The following is an 18,914-nucleotide window of genomic DNA, read 5'->3' as shown; positions in this document are numbered from 1 at the left end:
TAAATTTATTTTTGCTCGGAAAGGAGGAATATAAATGTCAAGATCAACTAAAAAAGGACCTTTTGTCCATGCAAGACTTTTAAAGAAAATAGAAGCTATGAATGCTAGCGGAAATAAAGAAGTTATAAAAACTTGGTCAAGATCTTCAACTGTATTTCCACAAATGGTAGAAAACACTATAGCTGTTCATGATGGAAGAAAACATGTTCCAGTATATATAACAGAAGATATGGTTGGACACAAATTAGGTGAGTTCGTTCCTACTAGAACTTTCAAAGGACATAAGGATGACGAAAAATCTAATAAGAGAAAATAATTAAATTATGACTAAGAAAGGAGGAATAACAATGGAAGCAAAAGCTACTGCTAAATATGTACGTGTATCACCAAGAAAAGCAGGCCAAATCTGTGACCTTGTTAGAGGAAAGAATGTTGATGAAGCATTAGCGATATTAAAGTTCACTCCAAGAGGAGCAGCTTCAATAATAGCTAAAGTTGTAAAGTCAGCTAAAGCTAACGCAGAAAACAATCACGAAATGGATACTGAAAAATTATATATAGCATCAATAGTTGCTAATCAAGGGCCAACAATGAAGAGATTCATGCCTAGAGCTATGGGTCGTGCAACTACAATAAGAAAAAGAACTTCTCATATAGAGGTTGTTGTGAAAGAAAAAAAATAATTAATAGATAGGAGGGAAAGTAATGGGTCAAAAGGTTAATCCACACGGCTTAAGGGTCGGTGTTATAAAAGATTGGGACTCAAGATGGTTCGCTACTGATAAAAAAGAGTTCGGAAACTTATTATTAGAAGACCATAATATACGTAAATTCTTAAAGAAAAGATTATACTCAGCTGGAGTTGCTAGAATAGAAATAGAAAGATCAGCTAATAAAATAAAAATGGACTTACATGTTGCTAAGCCAGGAGTAGTTATAGGAAGAGCTGGTGCTGGAATCGAAGCATTAAAAGTTGAATTAGAAAAAATGACAAAGAAAAGTATAATAGTTAACATAGTAGAAGTAAGAAGTACAGATAAAAATGCTCAATTAGTAGCTGAAAATATAGCTTTAGCTATAGAAAGAAGGGTTGCTTTCAGAAGAGCAATGAAACAAGCTATACAAAGAGCAATGAAATCTGGTGCTAAAGGGATAAAAGTTTCTGCTTCAGGAAGATTAGGTGGAGCTGAAATGGCTAGAACTGAAGGTTATAGTGAAGGAAATGTGCCACTACAAACTTTAAGAGCAGATATAGATTATGGTTTCGCTGAAGCTGATACTACTTATGGAAAAATAGGTATAAAAGTTTGGATATGTAATGGTGAAGTTTTACCAACTAGAGATGGTGTAAATCCAAGAGAAGAAAGCAGAAAGAGCGACAGAAGAGACAACAAGAGAGATAACAGAAGAAACGATAGAAGAGGAAATGATAGAAGAGGAAACGATAACAGAGGAAACTACAGAGGACAAAAACCTCAAGGTGGACAAAGACCTCAAGGTGGATCAAGACCTCAAAGAACTGAAAACAAAGGAAATTAATAATAGTTAGGTTCAAGGAAGGAGGAAAAATACTCATGTTAATGCCAAAAAGAGTAAAGCGTCGTAGAGTTCATAGAGGAAGTATGGCTGGGCAAGCTCATAAAGGTAACAAAGTTACTTATGGTGAGTTTGGATTAGTAGCTTTAGAAGCTTCTTGGATAACTTCTAATCAAATAGAAGCTGCCAGAATCGCGATGACTAGATATATAAAAAGAGGGGGAAAGGTTTGGATAAAAATATTCCCTCATAAACCAGTAACAAGAAAACCAGCAGAAACTCGTATGGGTGCAGGGAAAGGTTCTCCAGAATATTGGGTAGCTGTAGTTAAGCCAGGAAGAGTTATGTTTGAATTAGCAGGTGTTTCTGAAGATAAAGCAAGAGAAGCTATGAGACTTGCTGCACATAAATTACCAATCAAATGTAAATTTGTTAAAAAAGAAGATTTAGAAGTAAAGGGTGGTGAATAGGATGAAAGCTAAAGAATTAAGAGATTTAACAAGCGAAGAGCTAATGAACAAATTAAACGACTTCAAAAGTGAATTATTTAGCTTAAGATTCCAATTAGCTACTGGTCAATTAGAAAATACAGCTAGAATAAAGTTTGTTAAGAAGGATATAGCAAAAGTTAAAACTGTTCTTGCTGAAAGAAAGTTATACGAAACTAGAGCTTAATTTGGAAAGGAGGCTTTTTAAACATGGAAAGAGGAAGAAGAAAAGTTAGAATAGGCCGTGTTGTTAGTGATAAGATGGATAAAACAATAGTAGTAGCTGTTGAAGAGTTCGTACGTCATCCACTATATAATAAACGTGTTAAGAGAACTAAGAAATTTAAGGCTCATGATGAAAAGAATATATGTAACATCGGAGATAGAGTTAAAATAATGGAAACTAGACCTTTATCTAAAGATAAGAGATTCAGACTAGTTGAAGTTGTTGAGAAAGTTAAGTAGTTTTTGAAGAAGGAGGGATTACGATATGATACAACAAGAATCACGTCTAAGAGTTGCTGATAACTCAGGAGCTAAAGAACTTTTATGTATACGTGTTCTAGGCGGAAGTAAAAGAAGATATGGTAACATAGGCGACGTTATAGTTGCTACTGTTAAAAGTGCAACACCTGGTGGAGTTGTAAAAAAAGGTAAGGTTGTTAAAGCTGTTATAGTAAGAAGCAAACAAGGCGTAAGACGTAATGACGGAAGCTATATATCTTTTGATGAAAATGCTGCTGTTATAATAAAGGACGATAAAACTCCAGTAGGAACTCGTATATTCGGGCCTGTTGCTAGAGAGTTAAGAGACAATGAATTCATGAAAATAGTTTCTCTTGCTCCAGAAGTACTATAATTAAGGAGGTGCAATAGGACATGATGCGTGTTAAAAAAGGTGACACTGTTGTAGTTATAGCAGGTAAAGATAAAGGTAAAAAAGGTTCAGTTTTAAAGGTATACCCTAAAGCTGATAAAGTATTAGTTGAAGGTGTAAACGTAATAACTAAACATCAAAAACCAAGTGCTATGAACCAACAAGGTGGAATAATAAACAAAGAAGCCCCAATACACATATCTAATGTAATGCCATTTGATCCTGAAACAGGAAAAGGCGTTAGAGTAAGATATGAAGTAAAAGATGGCACAAAAGTAAGAGTATCAGCAAAGAGCGGAAAAGAATTATAATAAATATTGCTTGAAAGGAGGGACCTTAAATGGCTTCTAGATTACAAGAAAAATACATGAAAGAAGTTGCTCCTGCTTTAATGGAGAAATTTGGATATAAAAACGTAATGGAGATACCTAAGTTAAACAAAATAGTTATTAACATGGGTATAGGTGACGCTAGAGAAAATCCAAAAGGATTAGAAAAAGGCGTTGAAGAATTAGAAATAATATCAGGACAAAAGCCTGTTATAACTAAAGCTAGAAAATCTGTTGCTAACTTCAAACTAAGAGAAGGAATGCCAATAGGAACAAAAGTTACATTAAGAGCTGACAAAATGTTCTACTTTATGGACAAATTAGTATCAGTTTCTTTACCAAGAGTTAGAGACTTTAGAGGTGTTAACCCTAATGCTTTTGATGGTAGAGGAAACTATGCTTTAGGAGTTAAAGAACAATTAATATTCCCTGAAATAGAATATGATAAAATTGATAAAGTAAGAGGAATGGATATAATATTCGTTACTACAGCAAAAACTGACGAAGAAGCTCGTGAATTATTAAAATTATTAGGAATGCCATTTTCTAAGTAAGCAAAGGAGGGATTCCCGTGGCTAGAAAAGCGATGGTTGTTAAACAACAAAGAAAGCAAAAGTACGCTACTAGAGAATACACTAGATGTACTATATGCGGAAGACCGCATTCAGTTTTGAAAAAATTTGGTATATGCCGTATATGCTTTAGAGAATTAGCTTATAAAGGTCAAATACCTGGTGTTAGAAAAGCAAGCTGGTAGAAGCTTGATTAGAATGGAAGGAGGGCTACAAAATGACAATGACAGATCCAATTGCAGATATGCTTACTCGTATAAGAAATGCTAATGTTGTTAAGCATGAAACTGTAGATGTTCCAGCTTCTAATATGAAGAAAGAGTTAGCTAGAATCTTATTAGAAGAAGGTTTCATAAGAGGTTATGATGTTATAGAAGATGGAAAACAAGGTATCATAAGAATACAATTAAAGTACGGACAAGAAGGCGAAAGAGTTATCACAGGTCTTAAGAAAATATCTAAGCCTGGAATGAGAGTTTACGCTGCTAACCACGAAATACCAAAAGTATTAAATGGATTAGGAATATCAGTAATATCTACTTCAAAAGGAATATTAACTGACAAGCAAGCTAGAAAAGAAAATGTTGGTGGAGAAGTAATCTGCTACGTTTGGTAATTAATATGAACAATGTAAGGAGGTGCGACCATGTCAAGAATAGGTGTTAAGCCAATAATAATACCAGCAGGTGTTGAAGTTACTATAGCTGAAGGAAATTTAGTTACAGTAAAAGGTCCAAAGGGAACTTTAACTAAACAATTAAGTGCTGAGTTAAATATAAAAAAAGAAGAAAATACAATAATGGTTGAAAGACCAACTGATAATAAAAAACACAGATCTTTACACGGATTAACTAGAACTTTATTAGATAATATGGTTGTAGGTGTAAATACTGGTTTCGAAAAGAAATTAGAACTAAAAGGTGTTGGATACAGAGCTCAAAAACAAGGAAAAAAATTAGTTATGAACTTAGGTTTCTCTCATCCAGTTGAAATGGAAGATCCAGAAGGAATAACTGTTGAAGCTCCAAACCAAACTGAGTTAATAGTAAAAGGTATAGACAAGCAATTAGTAGGAAACTATGCTGCTAAAATAAGAGCTTGGAGAAAGCCAGAGCCATACAAAGGTAAAGGTATAAAATACGTTGATGAAGTAATCAGACGTAAAGAAGGAAAAACTGGTAAAAAATAATACCAAAACTTAAACGCTAGAAAGGAGTGAGCTAGGTGTTAAAAAAGGCTGATAAAAATGCTAATAGACTTCAAAGACATAAGAGAGTTCGTAGAAAAATAAGCGGTACTGCTCAAAGACCAAGATTATGTGTATTTAGAAGTGCTAACAATATATATGCTCAAATAATAGATGACACAAACAGAGTAACTCTAGTTGCTGCATCTTCTTTAGAAGCAGAAGTTAAGAGTGCTGTTAATCATACAGGAAATAAGGAAGCAGCTAAGAAAGTTGGAGAATTAGTTGCTAAAAAAGCTGTTGAAAAAGGAATCACTGAAGTTGTATTTGACAGAGGTGGATACTTATATCATGGAAGAATTCAAGAATTAGCTGAAAGTGCTAGAGAAGCTGGTCTTAAGTTCTAATACGAAGGAGGGAAAAATACATGCTACGTCGTAAGCCGATAGATGCAGGACAACTTGACTTACAAGAAAAAGTTGTTGAAGTAAGACGTGTTACTAAGGTTGTAAAAGGTGGTAGAAACTTCAGATTTGCAGCGTTAGTAGTTGTTGGAGATGAAAACGGACACGTTGGTATAGGTGCTGGGAAAGCAATGGAAGTACCAGATGCTATAAAAAAAGCAGTTGAAGATGCTAAGAAAAATCTAATAGTAGTGCCAATGGTTGGGACTACAATTCCTCACGAAGTACGCGGACACTTTGGTGCTGGAAATATATTAATAATGCCTGCTGTAGAAGGTACAGGAGTAATAGCTGGGGGACCTGCTAGAGCCGTACTTGAGTTAGCTGGACTAAAAGACGTTAGAGCTAAATCTTTAGGATCTAACAATCCAAGAAATATGGTAAATGCTACAATAGAAGGACTTAATTCTCTAAAAACAGTTGAAGATATAGCTAAACTTAGAGGTAAAAAAGTTGAAGAACTTCTAGGGTAAGGAGGTAGTGTAAAATGGCTAAATTACAAATAAAATTAGTTAGAAGTGTTATAGGAACTACTCCTAACCAAAAAAAGAATGTTGAAGCGTTAGGATTAAGAAAAAGAGAACAAGTTATTGTAAAAGAAGACAATGCTCAAGTAAGAGGTATGATAAAAAAAGTAAGTCATTTATTAGAAGTAACTGAAATAGCTGAATAATTTTTAAAAAGTAGTGCAAGGAGGTGCAATCCATGAAGTTACATGAGTTAAAACCTGCTGAAGGTGCAGTAAGAGCTAAGAGAAGATTAGGTAGAGGTACTGCAACTGGACAAGGTAAAACTGCAGGACGTGGACAAAAAGGTCAATGGTCTCGTTCTGGTGGTGGAGTAAGAGTAGGGTTCGAAGGTGGACAAATGCCACTAGCTAGAAGACTTCCTAAGAGAGGTTTCAATAACATATTTAAGAAAGTTTACACAGAAGTTAATGTTGAAGTTTTAAACAGATTTGAAAATGGAACAGAAATAACTGCAGAATTATTAAAATCTACTAAAACTATAAGCAAAATAGGTAAAGATGGAATTAAAATCTTAGGTGAAGGTAATTTAGAAAAAGCTTTAACTGTTAAAGCTGCTAAATTTACAGCTTCAGCTCAAGAAAAAATAGAAAAAGCTGGTGGAAAAGCAGAGTTAGTATAATAACCTGCTAATCTCCTAGCCAGTACAGGCGGGGTGAATTAGCGTGCTGTCAAAATTAAAACAAGCTTGGAAGATTAAAGCAGTAAGAAAAAAAGTAATGTATACACTTATGATGATCGTGATATTCAGAATAGGTACCACAATACCAGTTCCAGGTATAGACACTAGTATTATACAAAAGATGGTAGGCGGCAATAGTCTACTTTCTCTGTATAATATGTTTACTGGTGGAGCATTTAGTAACTTTTCACTATTTGCTTTGGGTATAAGTCCATATATTACTGCATCAATCATAATACAGCTTCTAACAGTAGGTTTTGAAAGTTTAGCAGAACTTCAAAAATCTGGTGAAGAAGGAAAGAAAAAAATCAATAAGTACACTAAATATACAGCACTAGCTCTAGCAGTTGTACAAGCTTTGGGAATTACATTAGGAATTGTAAGAAGTGCTTTAATATCAAATAGTGTGTTTTTTATCACAACTGTTGTAATAACATTAGTTTCAGCAAGTATGTTAGTAATGTGGATTGGGGACAAAATTACCGAAAAAGGAATTGGTAATGGTAGTTCAGTAATAATATTTGCAGGTATTATATCAAGAATACCAACAGATGTTATTAAAATCGCACAACAAGTTAAATCTGGTCAAGTTGCACCCTGGGTAATAATACTTCTAATTGTAGTTATATTACTTACAGTTACAGGGGTTACATTTATACAAGAAGCGACTAGAAAGATACCTGTACAATATGCTAAAAGAGTTGTTGGAAGAAAAATGTATGGAGGACAAAGTTCTCATATACCAATGAAAGTTAACCAATCAGGAGTTATGCCTATAATTTTTGCTAGTTCACTTTTAGCTTTTCCACAAACAATAGCTATGTTTATGGGGGCAGATGCTCAAGCTTTTGTTCAAAAATACTTAAGTATGGCAACAGAACAAGGATTTTGGACATACAGATCAATTGAAATTCTACTTATAATTTTCTTCTCATATTTTTATACAACTGTATCATTCAATACAGAAGATATATCTAAAAATATGAAAAATAATGGTGGCTTTATACCAGGTATTAGACCAGGTGAACCTACTATGGATTATTTAAATAGAATCTTAACAAGATTAACTTTAGCTGGAGCTACTTTCTTAGCAATAATTGCTATGGTACCAGCTCTTACAACACATTATATGAATGTCAATATGAGTCTAGCTGGAACTTCATTGCTAATCGTTGTTGGGGTTGCTTTGGAGCTTAAGAGACAGTTAGAGTCAAACTTAGTTATGAGAAGCTATCAAGGTTTCTTAAAATAAAATGGAGATGGATAATATGAGAATAATATTACTTGGACCTCCAGGTGCTGGTAAAGGTACTCAGGCGGCAGGAATAGTAGAAAAATACAATATACCTCATATATCAACAGGAGATATATTCAGAAAGAATATAAAAGAGGGAACAGAACTTGGAAAAAAAGCTAAAGAATACATGGACCAAGGTTTATTAGTACCAGATGAGTTAACTGTAGGTTTAGTTACTGATAGAATATCTCAAGAAGACTGTAAAAATGGATTTATGTTAGATGGATTTCCAAGAAATGTAGCACAAGGTGAGCATTTAGATGTATTCTTAAAAAATGCTGGTATAGTACTGGATAAAGTTGTCAATATTGAAGTTGATAAGAGCATATTAGTATCTAGAGCAGTTGGTAGAAGAATATGCAAGTCTTGTGGAGCTACTTATCATGTTGAGTTTAATCCTCCTAAAGTAAAAGGTGTATGTGATGTATGCCAAGGAGAATTGTATCAAAGAGCTGATGATAATGAAGAAACTGTATCTAAGAGAATACAAGTTTATCTAGATGAAACTAAGCCTTTAGTAGATTATTATAGCAAACAAGGTATAATAGCTGATATAAAAGGTGACCAAGCAATAGATAAAGTATTTGAAGATATTGTTGCAGCTTTAGGAAGTGGAAAATAAATGATTATCTTGAAATCAAAGAAAGAAATAGAACTTTTAAGAGAAGCAGGCAAAATTGTTGCTGATACTCATGAAGTTTTAAGAAAAGCTATTTCTCCGGGAATATCTACTTTAGAATTAGATAAAATAGCTGAAGAGAATATAAGAAAATACAATGCTGAACCTTCTTTTAAAGGATATGGAGGTTTTCCAGGAAGTATATGTGCTTCTATCAATAGAGAAGTTGTACATGGAATTCCAGGTGAGACTCTATTAAAGGAAGGAGACATTGTAAGCTTAGATATAGGAGCCTATTATAAAGGATATCATGGTGATTCTGCGAAAACTCATGGAGTAGGCATGATATCTGAAGAAGATAGGAAATTAATAGAAGTAACTAGAGAAAGCTTCTATGAAGGAATAAAATTTGCTAAATTAGGATATAGACTTTCGGATATCTCACACGCAGTACAAACACACGTTGAGAAACATGGTTTCTCAGTAGTTAGGGATTTGGTAGGACATGGAGTTGGAGCAAATCTTCATGAAGATCCACAGGTACCTAATTATGGACTCCCAGGAAAAGGACCAAGACTTAGAGAAGGAATGGTTATTGCTATAGAGCCAATGGTTAATGCAGGTCGTTATCATGTAAAGACTCTATCAGATGGGTGGACGACTGTTACAATAGATGGAAAAAAATCAGCTCATTATGAGCATACGATAGCAATTACTGAACATGAACCTTTGATATTGACAAAGTTGTAAATTAAGAAGTAGGTGAAAAAAGTGCTATCAGATAATTTAAGTATAGGTCAAGTTGTTAAGGTTTCATTAGGTCGAGATCAAGGAAATTTATTTTTCGTAGTCAAGATAATTAATAATGAATATGTATTAATAGCTGATGGAAAGAAAAGAAAACTTGACAAACCTAAGTTAAAGAAAGTTAAGCACTTAAAAAAATATAATTTTATTAATGATGAAGTTAGAAAAAGAGTAGTATCTGGACAAGAGATTACAGATTCTTTTTTAAGAGCTGAACTTACTAAGTTAAATTAGATAATTTAACTTATTGAAATGGAGGGCTGGTTAGTTAATGGCCAAAAAAGATGTTATAGAATTAGAAGGTACAGTTTCAGAAGCTTTACCTAATGCTATGTTTAAAGTTAAACTAGAAAATGGACATGAGATATTATGCCACATTTCTGGAAAGCTAAGAATGAACTTCATAAGAATTCTTGAAGGTGATAAGGTGAATGTTGAACTTTCTCCATATGACCTTACAAGAGGAAGAATCACTTGGCGTAAGAAGTAGACTATCTTGATATTTAGTCTAAGGAGGGATTAATAATGAAAGTTAGACCATCAGTAAAACCAATATGTGAAAAATGCAAAGTAATAAAAAGAAAAGGAAAAGTAATGGTTATCTGTGAAAATCCAAAGCATAAGCAAAAACAAGGATAAGAAATTATTACTAGTATTTTGTTAAATTTTATAGTATAATACTATATTGTGATGTTAACAAAAGAACGTTAAAATCGTTGAACAATCTGACGTAGGATTGATATATGATATGAAGTTTTAAACACTAAAAACTATGTGTAGGAGGTGCGATCATGGCAAGAATAGCTGGGGTAGATTTACCTAGAGAAAAAAGAGCGGAGATAGGCTTAACTTATATATATGGTATAGGTAAAGCAACTGCTAACGAAATATTAGCTAAAGCTGAGATAAATCCAGATACAAGAATAAAAGATTTATCAGAAGATCAAGTTAATGAGTTAAGAAAAGTTATAGATGACGATTTCTTAGTTGAAGGTGACTTAAGAAGAGAAATTGCTTTAAACATAAAGAGATTAAGAGATATAAAATGTTATAGAGGAATTAGACATGGTAAAGGTCTTCCATTAAGAGGACAAAGAACTAAAACTAATGCTAGAACTAGAAAAGGTCCTAGAAAAACAGTATCTCGTAAAAAGAAAAAATAATTAAATAATAATTAGATGAAGGAGGGAAAAGGAAAATGGCTAAACCAAAAAAGAAAGTTACACGTGTTAGAAGAAGAGAACGTAAAAATATAGAACGTGGTCATGCTCATATACAGTCAACTTTCAACAATACAATAATAACTTTAACTGACGTTCATGGAAATGCTATATCTTGGGCAAGTTCAGGACAATTAGGATTCAAAGGGTCAAGAAAATCAACTCCATTTGCATCTCAAATGGCTGCTGAAACAGCTGCAAAAGCTGCGATGGAACACGGATTAAAAAGTGTTGAGGTATTCGTAAAGGGGCCAGGTTCAGGAAGAGAAGCTGCTATAAGAGCTTTACAAGCAACTGGACTAGAAGTAACTATGATAAAAGATGTTACTCCAATCCCACATAACGGATGTAGACCACCAAAGAGAAGAAGAGTGTAATTAATAAGAGTACAAATAGGAGGTGTAGATAAATGGCAAGATATACAGGTGCATCATGTAGACAATGCCGTAGAGAGGGAATGAAATTATTCCTTAAAGGTGATAGATGTTATACAGATAAATGTGCTATAGTTAAAAGAAACTATGCTCCAGGTCAACATGGCCAAGGGAGAAAGAAAGTTTCTAACTATGGATTACAATTAAGAGAAAAACAAAAAGTTAAAAGAATATATGGAGTTTTAGAAACTCAATTTAGAAACTTATACGAACGTGCTGAAAACATGCCTGGAAAATCAGGTGAGAATTTATTAAGTTTATTAGAGAGAAGATTAGACAATGTAGTTTACAGAATGGGACTAGCATCTTCTAGAAAAGAAGCTAGACAATTAGTAACTCATGGTCATTTCACTTTAAATGGAAATAAAGTAGATATAGCTTCATTAACAGTTAAAGTTGGAGATGTGATAGAAGTTAAAGAAAAATCAAGATCTTCTGCAAAATTCAAAAATTTAGTAGAAGTTAACTCAAGAATAGCTCCTAAATGGTTAGAAGCTAATGTAGAAGGAATGACAGCAAAAGTAGTTGGTGTTCCAACAAGAGAAGATATAGATCTTGAAATAGCAGAGCACTTAATCATAGAACTTTACTCTAAATAATAAGCACACTTTTAAAAATTATTTTAAAATTTTGTTTACCCTCAGTGGATTACTGAATTTTAAGGAGGGTTTTGTCCATGATAGAAATAGAAAAGCCAAAAGTAGATATAGTTGAGCTTAGCGAAGACTATAGATATGGTAAGTTTGTTATAGAACCTCTAGAAAGAGGATATGGAATAACTATAGGTAACGCACTAAGAAGAATATTATTATCATCTTTACCAGGTGTAGCAGTAAATGCTATAAAAATAGATGGAGTTCTTCATGAATTCTCTACAATACCTGGTGTTAAAGAAGATGTTACAGAGATAATATTAACTTTAAAAGAGCTTTCAGCAACTATAGATGGTGAAGGAAGTAGAACACTTAAAATAGAGGCTCAAGGACCATGCTCTATCACAGGTTCAGATATAATCTGTCCTCCAGATGTTGAAATATTAAGCAAAGACTTAGCAATAGCTACATTAGATGATAATGCCAAGTTTAATATGGAAATATTTGTAGATAAAGGTAGAGGTTATGTTTCTGCTGAAGAAAATAAAACAGAGAATGTTCCAATAGGTGTTTTACCTGTGGATTCAATATATACTCCTGTTGAGAAAGTTAGTTATCATGTAGAAAACACAAGAGTTGGTCAAAAAACAGATTATGATAAATTAGTACTAGAAGTTTGGACTAATGGTAGTATAAACCCTCAAGAAGGTATATCATTAGCTGCAAAAGTATTAGTTGAGCATTTAAATCTATTTATAGACTTAACTGAACATGTAAGTAGTGTTGAAATCATGGTAGAAAAAGAAGAAGATCAAAAAGAAAAAGTTCTTGAAATGACTATAGAAGAATTAGATTTATCAGTTAGATCATACAACTGTTTAAAGAGAGCGGGAATTAATACAGTTGAAGAATTAGCTAATAAGTCTGAAGACGATATGATGAAGGTTAGAAACCTAGGTAAAAAGTCATTAGAAGAAGTAATACAAAAACTAGAGGAACTTGGGCTAGGATTAAAACCAAGTGAAGAATAGCGAGCAAAGGAGGGATAAGAATGGCTAAGTACCGTAAATTAGGACGTGAAACAGCTCACAGAAACCTTATGTTAAGAAACTTAGTAACTTGTTTACTAAGAAGTGGAAGAATAGAAACTACAGTAACTAGAGCTAAAGAAACTCGTAGAATGGCTGAAAAGATGATAACTCTTGCTAAAAGAGGAGATCTTCATGCTAGAAGACAAGTTTTAGCTTATGTTATGGATGAAACAGTAGTTAATAACTTATTCACAGATTTAGCTCCAAAATATGCTGAGAGAAATGGTGGATACACTAGAATAATAAAAATAGGGCCAAGAAAAGGCGATGCTGCTGAAATGGCTTTTATAGAATTAGTATAGTAAGGAAAGGATTAGGCTTGATGGCTTAATCTTTTTTTTATTTTTTTGACTAAGGTGTGATATAATAATGTGTAAAATGATTTTTATAAGTTATTGCTTACTAAAAGGAGTATGAATTAATGGATAATATAATAAAAGTAAACAATATTTCATTTGAGTATATTACAGATGAAGCAAAACTTAAAGCAATAGATAATTTAAGCTTAGATGTTAAAAAGGGAGAATTTGTTGCGATAATAGGACATAATGGTTCTGGCAAGTCTACTTTATCTAAAAACTTAAATGCTATTCTTATGCCTACAGAAGGAAATATTCTCATTGATGGAATGGACACCAAAGAAGAAGAAAGATTATGGGATATAAGGCAAACAGCAGGTATGGTATTTCAAAACCCAGATAATCAAATTGTTGCCACAATAGTAGAAGAAGATGTAGCTTTTGGTCCTGAAAACTTAGGTATAGAGCCAAAAGAGATAAGACGAATTGTAGAAGAGTCTTTAAAAAGTGTAGGTATGTATGATTTGAGAGGTAGACAACCGCATTTGTTATCAGGTGGCCAAAAACAGAGGGTTGCAATAGCAGGCATAATTGCCATGAGACCCAAGTGTATAATATTTGATGAAGCAACAGCGATGTTAGACCCATCTGGAAGAAAAGAAGTTATGAAAACAATAAAAAGACTTAATAAAGAAGAAAATATAACTGTTTTACATATAACTCACTTTATGGAAGAAGCTGTAGAAGCTGATAGAGTTGTCGTTATGGAGAAAGGTAAGAAACTTTTAGAAGGGACTCCTAAAGAAGTATTTAGTAAAATAGAGATGTTAAAGGAAATCGGTTTAGATGTGCCTTGTATGACAGAGTTGTCTAGTTTATTAATAGAAGAAGGTATAAATATTAGTAGTGATATATTAACTGTGGATGAGATGGTGATGGAATTATGTCAATTATAGTAAAGAACTTAACACATATATATAATGAAGGGATGCCTTTTGCAAGTAAAGCACTTGATGATGTATCTTTTGAGATTAAAGATAGAGATTTTGTTGGACTTATAGGTCATACAGGTTCAGGAAAGTCTACATTGATACAACATCTAAATGGATTATTAAAACCTTCCTCAGGAGAGATTTTTATAAATGATTTTAACATAACAGATAAGAATTTAAACTTAACTGAGATAAGAAAAAGAGTAGGTGTTGTATTTCAATATCCAGAATATCAATTATTTGAAGAAACAATTGATAAGGATATAGCTTTTGGACCCGCTAATTTAGGTTTAGAAGAGGTTGAGATACATAATAGGGTAAAAGCATCGATGGAAGCTGTAGGACTTGACTATGAGGAATTTAAAGATAAATCTCCATTTGAATTATCAGGAGGTCAAAAGCGTAGAGTTGCAATAGCTGGAGTTATAGCAATGAACCCAGAAGTACTTATATTAGATGAACCAACTGCAGGTCTTGATCCTGGTGGAAGAGATGAAATTTTTAATTTAATAAAAAACTTACATGAAAAAAACAATATGACTATAATATTGTCATCACATAGTATGGATGATATGGCAAAGTTGGCACAAACGTTAATTGTTATGAATCATGGTAAAATAGAATTTATGGGTACTCCTAGAGATGTATTTAAATCAAATGCTATTAAATTAAAAGAAATTGGTTTAGATATTCCACAGGTTTTAGAGCTTGCATTGAAATTAAGAGAACAAGGTTTTGACATTAGTGAAGACATATTGACTTTAGAAGAAGCAAAACAGGAAATATTAAGAGTTGTGAGAGGGCGAGGATTATGTTAAAAGATATAACTATAGGGCAATACTACCCAACAAGTTCTGCTATTCATAAATTAGATCCAAGGATAAAACTTGTAGCAACAATTGTATTTATGGTATCTATATTTGTAGTAAATAAATTTTGGCCTTATATGATAGTTTTATTATGTTTATTAGGTATGATAAAGTTAGCTAATATACCTGTTAAGTATATTGTTAAGGGTGTAAAACCTCTTAAGTGGATTATTTTATTTACATTTATTATAAATATATTTTTCTTACCAGGTGATGAGATATGGTCATTTGGATTTTTAACAATAACAAGTCAAGGCTTGAGACAAGCAATTTTTATGGCAATAAGACTTATATTTTTAGTAATTGGGACATCATTACTTACTTTAACAACTTCACCAATAGAATTGACAGATGGTATAGAGCGATTATTGAATCCCTTTAAGAAAATTGGTTTACCAGTTCATGAGCTTGCAATGATGATGACAATTGCTTTGCGCTTTATTCCTACATTATTAGACGAAACAGATAAAATAATGAAGGCTCAAATGTCTAGAGGTGCAGACTTTGAAAGTAAAAATCTTATAAATAGAGCTAAAAATCTAGTACCTCTTTTAGTTCCACTATTTGTTAGTGCATTTAGAAGAGCTGATGAATTGGCTATGGCCATGGAAGCTAGATGTTATAGAGGTGGACACAATAGAACAAAAATGAGGGAGTCTGTTATAGTAAAAGCAGATTATATAGCATGTGTGTTTCAAGTTATTTATTTAGGATTAATCATAGCTACTAGATTTATAGCGATTTAATAGAAGCATATAGGTGAGGTAAAATATGAGAAATATAAAGATTACAATCCAATATGATGGTAGAAATTATTGTGGATGGCAGAAGCAACCAGATTCTCTAGGGATACAAGGTACAATTGAAAAGGCTATATATGAGATAATGAATGAAGAAGTTAAACTTATAGGCTCAGGTAGAACTGATTCAGGGGTTCATGCTCTTGCACAAACTGCAAATTTTAAAATTAGTTCAAGTATAAGTATAGAAAGTGTACCAATGGCACTAAATGCTAAATTACCAAAAGACATATCAGTTATAGAAGCATGTGAAGTTAATGATGACTTTCATTCAAGATATAGTGCAAAAGGAAAAACATATAAATATTTAATATATAACAGTAAGTTTAGACACCCAATACTTAACAGCATATCATATCAAGTAAAGTATGAACTTGATTTTGAAAAAATGTGTATAGAATCAAAAAGTCTATTGGGTACACATGATTTTAAAGGTTTTATGAGTTCTGGTTCATCTGTAAAAGATACAATACGAACAATATATGATATAAATATAAAAAAAACAGATGATTTGATTACTTTAGAAATTAGTGGAGATGGGTTCTTATATAATATGGTGAGAATTATTGTTGGAACACTTGTTGATATAGGACGTGGTAGAATTAATGAATCATTTTTAGATATAATAGAATCTAAAAACAGATCAAGATGTGGACATACAGCTCCAGCACAAGGATTATTTCTTAAAAAAGTTCATTATTAACTTGACACACCAGGCTACATGTATTAAAATATATGAGAATGTGTTAATAAGTCCACTTGCCCCGGACTTGACATAAACGGTAAAAAATTTTTATGAAAAGTAGTTAAGGAGGGACAGTTATGAAAAGTTATATAGCTAAGCCAGCTGATGTACAAAGAAAATGGTACTTAGTTGATGCTGAAGGAAAAACATTAGGTCGTATAGCAACAGAAATTGCGACAGTATTGAGAGGTAAACATAAACCAACATTTACTCCTCACGTTGATGGTGGAGATTTTGTTGTTGTAGTAAATGCAGAAAAAGTAGTTTTAAGTGGAAAAAAATTAGATCAAAAATATTACAGATACCACACTGGTTATGTAGGTGGATTAAAAGAAATATCTTATAGAGATATGATGGATAAAAAACCAGAAGAAGTTATAGCACATGCTGTAAATGGTATGTTACCTAAAAACAAATTAAGAAGTAGAATGATGACTAGATTAAGAGTATTTGCAGGTGCTGAACACACTCATGCAGCTCAAAATCCAGAAGTTTTAAACTTTAAATAAGATTAATAGGTGAAAGGAGGAGTTTATAATGGCTAACGTTCAATATTATGGAACTGGAAGAAGAAAAAGTTCTGTTGCTAGAGTAAGACTAGTTGCAGGTGAAGGAAATATATTAGTAAATGGAAGAGCATTAGAAAATTATTTTAACTATGAAACATTAATAAGAGATGTTAAACAACCATTAGTTTTAACTGGTAATGAAAATAAATATGATGTTATAGTAAAAGTTGAAGGTGGAGGATTCACTGGACAAGCTGGAGCTATAAGACATGGTATATCTAGAGCTTTATTAAAAGCTGATTTAGATTTAAGACCTGCCTTAAAGAAAGAAGGTTTCTTAACTAGAGATGCTAGAATGAAGGAAAGAAAGAAATACGGATTAAAAGCAGCAAGAAGAGCTCCACAATTCTCAAAAAGATAATTATTTATTTTTTTGGAAAAGCAAAATCCTTTATTTTCTGTTATCCAGAAAATATGGAAGTATGTTGAAATGTTGGGTTTAAGTTAATGATTGATATACAATAAAATAATAAGATATCTTATTAGGATGTTTTTCTATTGAAAAACATCCTTTTTATTGTAATAAAAGATTATATGTTAAAGTTATTGAGATTATAGTTCTATTGAGAAATGGATAAAGAAATTTACAGTAAATATAATTAAAAATTTTACATTTTATAAGTAATAGAATTTAGGTTATTAAATAATATAATTCATAATGTAAATTGTCATAATTTATTATACCTGTTATACGATACTAATTAAAAATGGGAATTTAGAGTATATGTGAATATAGCATACTTATGTAATCATATATTAATATTAAAAAATAGAGATAGATAAATACTAAAGTGAAATTTAAATGTTTGTACTAATATTTGGAATATTATAGTGTTTTTATAAGTATACATATACAGGGTGATGTTGTGAGAAAGTACATAAAACATATAATTTTTAGTTTTGTTATGGTATGTCTAGTAATAGTATCAATATTTGAAGTGAAAAATATTTCTGAAGATGTTATTAAATATATGCCAATAACAAATAAAACAATAATTCTAGATGCTGGTCATGGAGGTATTGACCCAGGCGCATTAAACAAGGATAAGAGCACATCTGAGAAAGATATCAACTTAGCAATAACACTTAAGCTTAGAGAGCTTATAGAATCAAGTGGAGGTCTTGTAATATTAACTAGAGAAGATGACAGTAGCCTCTATAAAGAAGAAAATAATAAAACAACAAGACAAAAATATAATGAGAACTTGAAAAATAGAAAAGAAATAATCTCTAATTCCAATGCTAATATGTTTGTATCCATACATCTAAATGCATTCGAACAATCTAAATACTATGGAGCTCAGACATTTTATCCTAAAGATAAGCAAGATAGCAAGGAATTATCAAAGTGTATTCAAGAAGAACTTAAAAGAGTAGTAGATAAAACAAATAACAGAGAAGTTAAGCCACGAGATGACATATACCTTTTGAAAGAAAATAATATTCCATCAGTATTAATAGAATGTGGTTTTCTATCAAATGAAAAAGAATGTAAACTTTTGACAGATGAAACATATCAAGAAAAGATAGCATGGGCAATATACATAGGTATACAGAAATATCTAAGTTGAAATAATTATAAAAATAAGTCTAAATATGTAAATAGCTTGTATTGAGGTGTTTAAAAATGCACTAATATAAGCTATTTTTGTTTTGACAAAAAAATAATTAAAATAAAAGTTAAAAAAGCGTTGACTTGGAATAACATAGATGGTATTATATATGAGTGCCCAAAAGGAGCACAAAAATAAGACAAAAGAACTTTGAAAATTAAACAGTAGGTTAATTTATAAACAAGAAACAAACCATAAAGCCAGATATTTAGATAACAATAGTATCTGAGCCTGATAAACTTTTATTTGAGAGTTTGATCCTGGCTCAGGATGAACGCTGGCGGCGTGCCTAACACATGCAAGTT

34 protein-coding genes and 1 rRNA gene are annotated in these 18,914 nt (G+C 32.1%); all 35 read left to right on the top strand.

Translation table 11 applies throughout. The features are described from left to right. The first annotated feature begins 34 nt into the window (after window positions 1-34). A complete protein-coding gene (rpsS, locus tag IC219_RS19820; protein WP_003421166.1) occupies window positions 35-316 on the top strand; it encodes a 30S ribosomal protein S19 in 282 nt (93 codons plus the stop codon). Between the two features lie 31 nt (window positions 317-347). Then, window positions 348-683, top strand: coding sequence for a 50S ribosomal protein L22 (gene rplV, locus IC219_RS19815; protein WP_009887891.1), 336 nt, complete (start codon window positions 348-350; stop codon window positions 681-683). A 22-nt stretch (window positions 684-705) separates the two neighbouring features. Then, window positions 706-1,539, top strand: a complete 834-nt coding sequence (rpsC, locus tag IC219_RS19810) for a 30S ribosomal protein S3 (RefSeq protein WP_227483637.1) — start codon at window positions 706-708, stop codon at window positions 1,537-1,539. A gap of 35 nt (window positions 1,540-1,574) precedes the next feature. Then, window positions 1,575-2,006 carry a 50S ribosomal protein L16 gene (gene rplP, locus IC219_RS19805; RefSeq protein WP_003421160.1) on the top strand — a complete coding sequence of 144 codons (432 nt, stop codon included), beginning with the start codon at window positions 1,575-1,577 and terminating at the stop codon, window positions 2,004-2,006. A 1-nt stretch (window position 2,007) separates the two neighbouring features. Beyond that, a complete protein-coding gene (gene rpmC, locus IC219_RS19800) occupies window positions 2,008-2,211 on the top strand; it encodes a 50S ribosomal protein L29 (protein WP_003421158.1) in 204 nt (67 codons plus the stop codon). Window positions 2,212-2,234: 23 nt separating this feature from the next. Continuing rightward, the gene (gene rpsQ, locus IC219_RS19795) at window positions 2,235-2,489 is read left to right on the top strand and encodes a 30S ribosomal protein S17 (protein WP_003421156.1); all 255 of its coding nucleotides are present in this window, start codon (window positions 2,235-2,237) and stop codon (window positions 2,487-2,489) included. Between the two features lie 25 nt (window positions 2,490-2,514). Beyond that, the gene (rplN, locus tag IC219_RS19790) at window positions 2,515-2,883 is read left to right on the top strand and encodes a 50S ribosomal protein L14 (protein WP_003421155.1); all 369 of its coding nucleotides are present in this window, start codon (window positions 2,515-2,517) and stop codon (window positions 2,881-2,883) included. Between the two features lie 23 nt (window positions 2,884-2,906). Next, the gene (rplX, locus tag IC219_RS19785) at window positions 2,907-3,212 is read left to right on the top strand and encodes a 50S ribosomal protein L24 (protein ID WP_227437031.1); all 306 of its coding nucleotides are present in this window, start codon (window positions 2,907-2,909) and stop codon (window positions 3,210-3,212) included. Between the two features lie 29 nt (window positions 3,213-3,241). After that, window positions 3,242-3,784 (top strand): 50S ribosomal protein L5, encoded by a 543-nt coding sequence (gene rplE, locus IC219_RS19780; protein ID WP_003421151.1) that lies wholly within the window; start codon window positions 3,242-3,244, stop codon window positions 3,782-3,784. Between the two features lie 17 nt (window positions 3,785-3,801). Beyond that, window positions 3,802-3,987: a type Z 30S ribosomal protein S14 gene (locus IC219_RS19775; RefSeq protein ID WP_003421149.1), complete on the top strand. Its 186-nt coding sequence runs from the start codon at window positions 3,802-3,804 to the stop codon at window positions 3,985-3,987. A 32-nt stretch (window positions 3,988-4,019) separates the two neighbouring features. Then, on the top strand, window positions 4,020-4,418 hold the full coding sequence (gene rpsH / locus IC219_RS19770; RefSeq protein WP_003421148.1) for a 30S ribosomal protein S8: 399 nt from the start codon (window positions 4,020-4,022) through the stop codon (window positions 4,416-4,418). A 30-nt stretch (window positions 4,419-4,448) separates the two neighbouring features. After that, window positions 4,449-4,991: a 50S ribosomal protein L6 gene (gene rplF, locus IC219_RS19765; RefSeq protein WP_003435668.1), complete on the top strand. Its 543-nt coding sequence runs from the start codon at window positions 4,449-4,451 to the stop codon at window positions 4,989-4,991. Between the two features lie 35 nt (window positions 4,992-5,026). Continuing rightward, the gene (gene rplR, locus IC219_RS19760; protein WP_227437023.1) at window positions 5,027-5,395 is read left to right on the top strand and encodes a 50S ribosomal protein L18; all 369 of its coding nucleotides are present in this window, start codon (window positions 5,027-5,029) and stop codon (window positions 5,393-5,395) included. A gap of 20 nt (window positions 5,396-5,415) precedes the next feature. Then, a complete protein-coding gene (gene rpsE / locus IC219_RS19755; RefSeq protein WP_227437021.1) occupies window positions 5,416-5,925 on the top strand; it encodes a 30S ribosomal protein S5 in 510 nt (169 codons plus the stop codon). Between the two features lie 14 nt (window positions 5,926-5,939). Further along, window positions 5,940-6,125 carry a 50S ribosomal protein L30 gene (gene rpmD, locus IC219_RS19750; protein ID WP_227437019.1) on the top strand — a complete coding sequence of 62 codons (186 nt, stop codon included), beginning with the start codon at window positions 5,940-5,942 and terminating at the stop codon, window positions 6,123-6,125. Between the two features lie 32 nt (window positions 6,126-6,157). Further along, window positions 6,158-6,601 carry a 50S ribosomal protein L15 gene (rplO, locus tag IC219_RS19745; protein ID WP_003421135.1) on the top strand — a complete coding sequence of 148 codons (444 nt, stop codon included), beginning with the start codon at window positions 6,158-6,160 and terminating at the stop codon, window positions 6,599-6,601. 43 nt (window positions 6,602-6,644) lie between these two features. After that, entirely contained in the window at window positions 6,645-7,913 is a 1,269-nt protein-coding gene (gene secY, locus IC219_RS19740; RefSeq protein WP_227437017.1) for a preprotein translocase subunit SecY, read from the top strand. A 16-nt stretch (window positions 7,914-7,929) separates the two neighbouring features. Beyond that, entirely contained in the window at window positions 7,930-8,580 is a 651-nt protein-coding gene (locus tag IC219_RS19735) for an adenylate kinase (RefSeq protein WP_227437015.1), read from the top strand. Then, window positions 8,581-9,327 carry a type I methionyl aminopeptidase gene (gene map / locus IC219_RS19730; RefSeq protein WP_227437013.1) on the top strand — a complete coding sequence of 249 codons (747 nt, stop codon included), beginning with the start codon at window positions 8,581-8,583 and terminating at the stop codon, window positions 9,325-9,327. A gap of 21 nt (window positions 9,328-9,348) precedes the next feature. Continuing rightward, the gene (locus IC219_RS19725) at window positions 9,349-9,618 is read left to right on the top strand and encodes a KOW domain-containing protein (protein WP_227437012.1); all 270 of its coding nucleotides are present in this window, start codon (window positions 9,349-9,351) and stop codon (window positions 9,616-9,618) included. Between the two features lie 37 nt (window positions 9,619-9,655). Further along, a complete protein-coding gene (gene infA / locus IC219_RS19720) occupies window positions 9,656-9,874 on the top strand; it encodes a translation initiation factor IF-1 (protein WP_003421127.1) in 219 nt (72 codons plus the stop codon). Between the two features lie 35 nt (window positions 9,875-9,909). Then, window positions 9,910-10,023 (top strand): 50S ribosomal protein L36, encoded by a 114-nt coding sequence (gene rpmJ / locus IC219_RS19715; protein WP_002509257.1) that lies wholly within the window; start codon window positions 9,910-9,912, stop codon window positions 10,021-10,023. Between the two features lie 152 nt (window positions 10,024-10,175). Next, window positions 10,176-10,547 carry a 30S ribosomal protein S13 gene (gene rpsM / locus IC219_RS19710; RefSeq protein WP_227437009.1) on the top strand — a complete coding sequence of 124 codons (372 nt, stop codon included), beginning with the start codon at window positions 10,176-10,178 and terminating at the stop codon, window positions 10,545-10,547. Window positions 10,548-10,582: 35 nt separating this feature from the next. Continuing rightward, a complete protein-coding gene (rpsK, locus tag IC219_RS19705; protein WP_227437007.1) occupies window positions 10,583-10,981 on the top strand; it encodes a 30S ribosomal protein S11 in 399 nt (132 codons plus the stop codon). Between the two features lie 32 nt (window positions 10,982-11,013). Further along, the gene (rpsD, locus tag IC219_RS19700) at window positions 11,014-11,637 is read left to right on the top strand and encodes a 30S ribosomal protein S4 (protein WP_227437005.1); all 624 of its coding nucleotides are present in this window, start codon (window positions 11,014-11,016) and stop codon (window positions 11,635-11,637) included. A gap of 77 nt (window positions 11,638-11,714) precedes the next feature. After that, on the top strand, window positions 11,715-12,662 hold the full coding sequence (locus IC219_RS19695; RefSeq protein ID WP_227437003.1) for a DNA-directed RNA polymerase subunit alpha: 948 nt from the start codon (window positions 11,715-11,717) through the stop codon (window positions 12,660-12,662). Window positions 12,663-12,682: 20 nt separating this feature from the next. Further along, complete coding sequence (gene rplQ / locus IC219_RS19690; RefSeq protein ID WP_003421117.1) at window positions 12,683-13,024, top strand: 50S ribosomal protein L17; 342 nt, start codon at window positions 12,683-12,685, stop codon at window positions 13,022-13,024. Between the two features lie 119 nt (window positions 13,025-13,143). Further along, entirely contained in the window at window positions 13,144-13,977 is an 834-nt protein-coding gene (locus IC219_RS19685) for an energy-coupling factor transporter ATPase (RefSeq protein WP_227825412.1), read from the top strand. After that, a complete protein-coding gene (locus tag IC219_RS19680; protein WP_227436999.1) occupies window positions 13,965-14,831 on the top strand; it encodes an energy-coupling factor transporter ATPase in 867 nt (288 codons plus the stop codon). The genes IC219_RS19685 and IC219_RS19680 overlap by 13 nt, the downstream gene beginning before the upstream one ends. Continuing rightward, a complete protein-coding gene (locus tag IC219_RS19675) occupies window positions 14,825-15,628 on the top strand; it encodes an energy-coupling factor transporter transmembrane component T family protein (protein ID WP_227436997.1) in 804 nt (267 codons plus the stop codon). Before IC219_RS19680 ends, IC219_RS19675 begins: the two co-directional genes overlap by 7 nt. Window positions 15,629-15,653: 25 nt before the next feature. Then, window positions 15,654-16,385 (top strand): tRNA pseudouridine(38-40) synthase TruA, encoded by a 732-nt coding sequence (gene truA, locus IC219_RS19670; protein WP_227825413.1) that lies wholly within the window; start codon window positions 15,654-15,656, stop codon window positions 16,383-16,385. A gap of 119 nt (window positions 16,386-16,504) precedes the next feature. Further along, window positions 16,505-16,936, top strand: a complete 432-nt coding sequence (gene rplM, locus IC219_RS19665; protein WP_227436993.1) for a 50S ribosomal protein L13 — start codon at window positions 16,505-16,507, stop codon at window positions 16,934-16,936. Window positions 16,937-16,964: 28 nt separating this feature from the next. Further along, entirely contained in the window at window positions 16,965-17,357 is a 393-nt protein-coding gene (gene rpsI, locus IC219_RS19660) for a 30S ribosomal protein S9 (RefSeq protein WP_003421105.1), read from the top strand. Between the two features lie 505 nt (window positions 17,358-17,862). Next, a complete protein-coding gene (gene cwlD / locus IC219_RS19655) occupies window positions 17,863-18,567 on the top strand; it encodes an N-acetylmuramoyl-L-alanine amidase CwlD (RefSeq protein ID WP_227436991.1) in 705 nt (234 codons plus the stop codon). 284 nt (window positions 18,568-18,851) lie between these two features. Beyond that, window positions 18,852-18,914, top strand: a 16S ribosomal RNA gene (locus IC219_RS19650); the annotation flags it as partial.

It is taken from the genome of Clostridioides sp. ES-W-0018-02, from assembly GCF_020658175.1.
Classification (GTDB): Bacteria; Bacillota; Clostridia; order Peptostreptococcales; family Peptostreptococcaceae; genus Clostridioides.
Note: the sequence above shows the minus strand (reverse complement) of the source record. Positions and strands in the feature narration are given on the sequence as shown.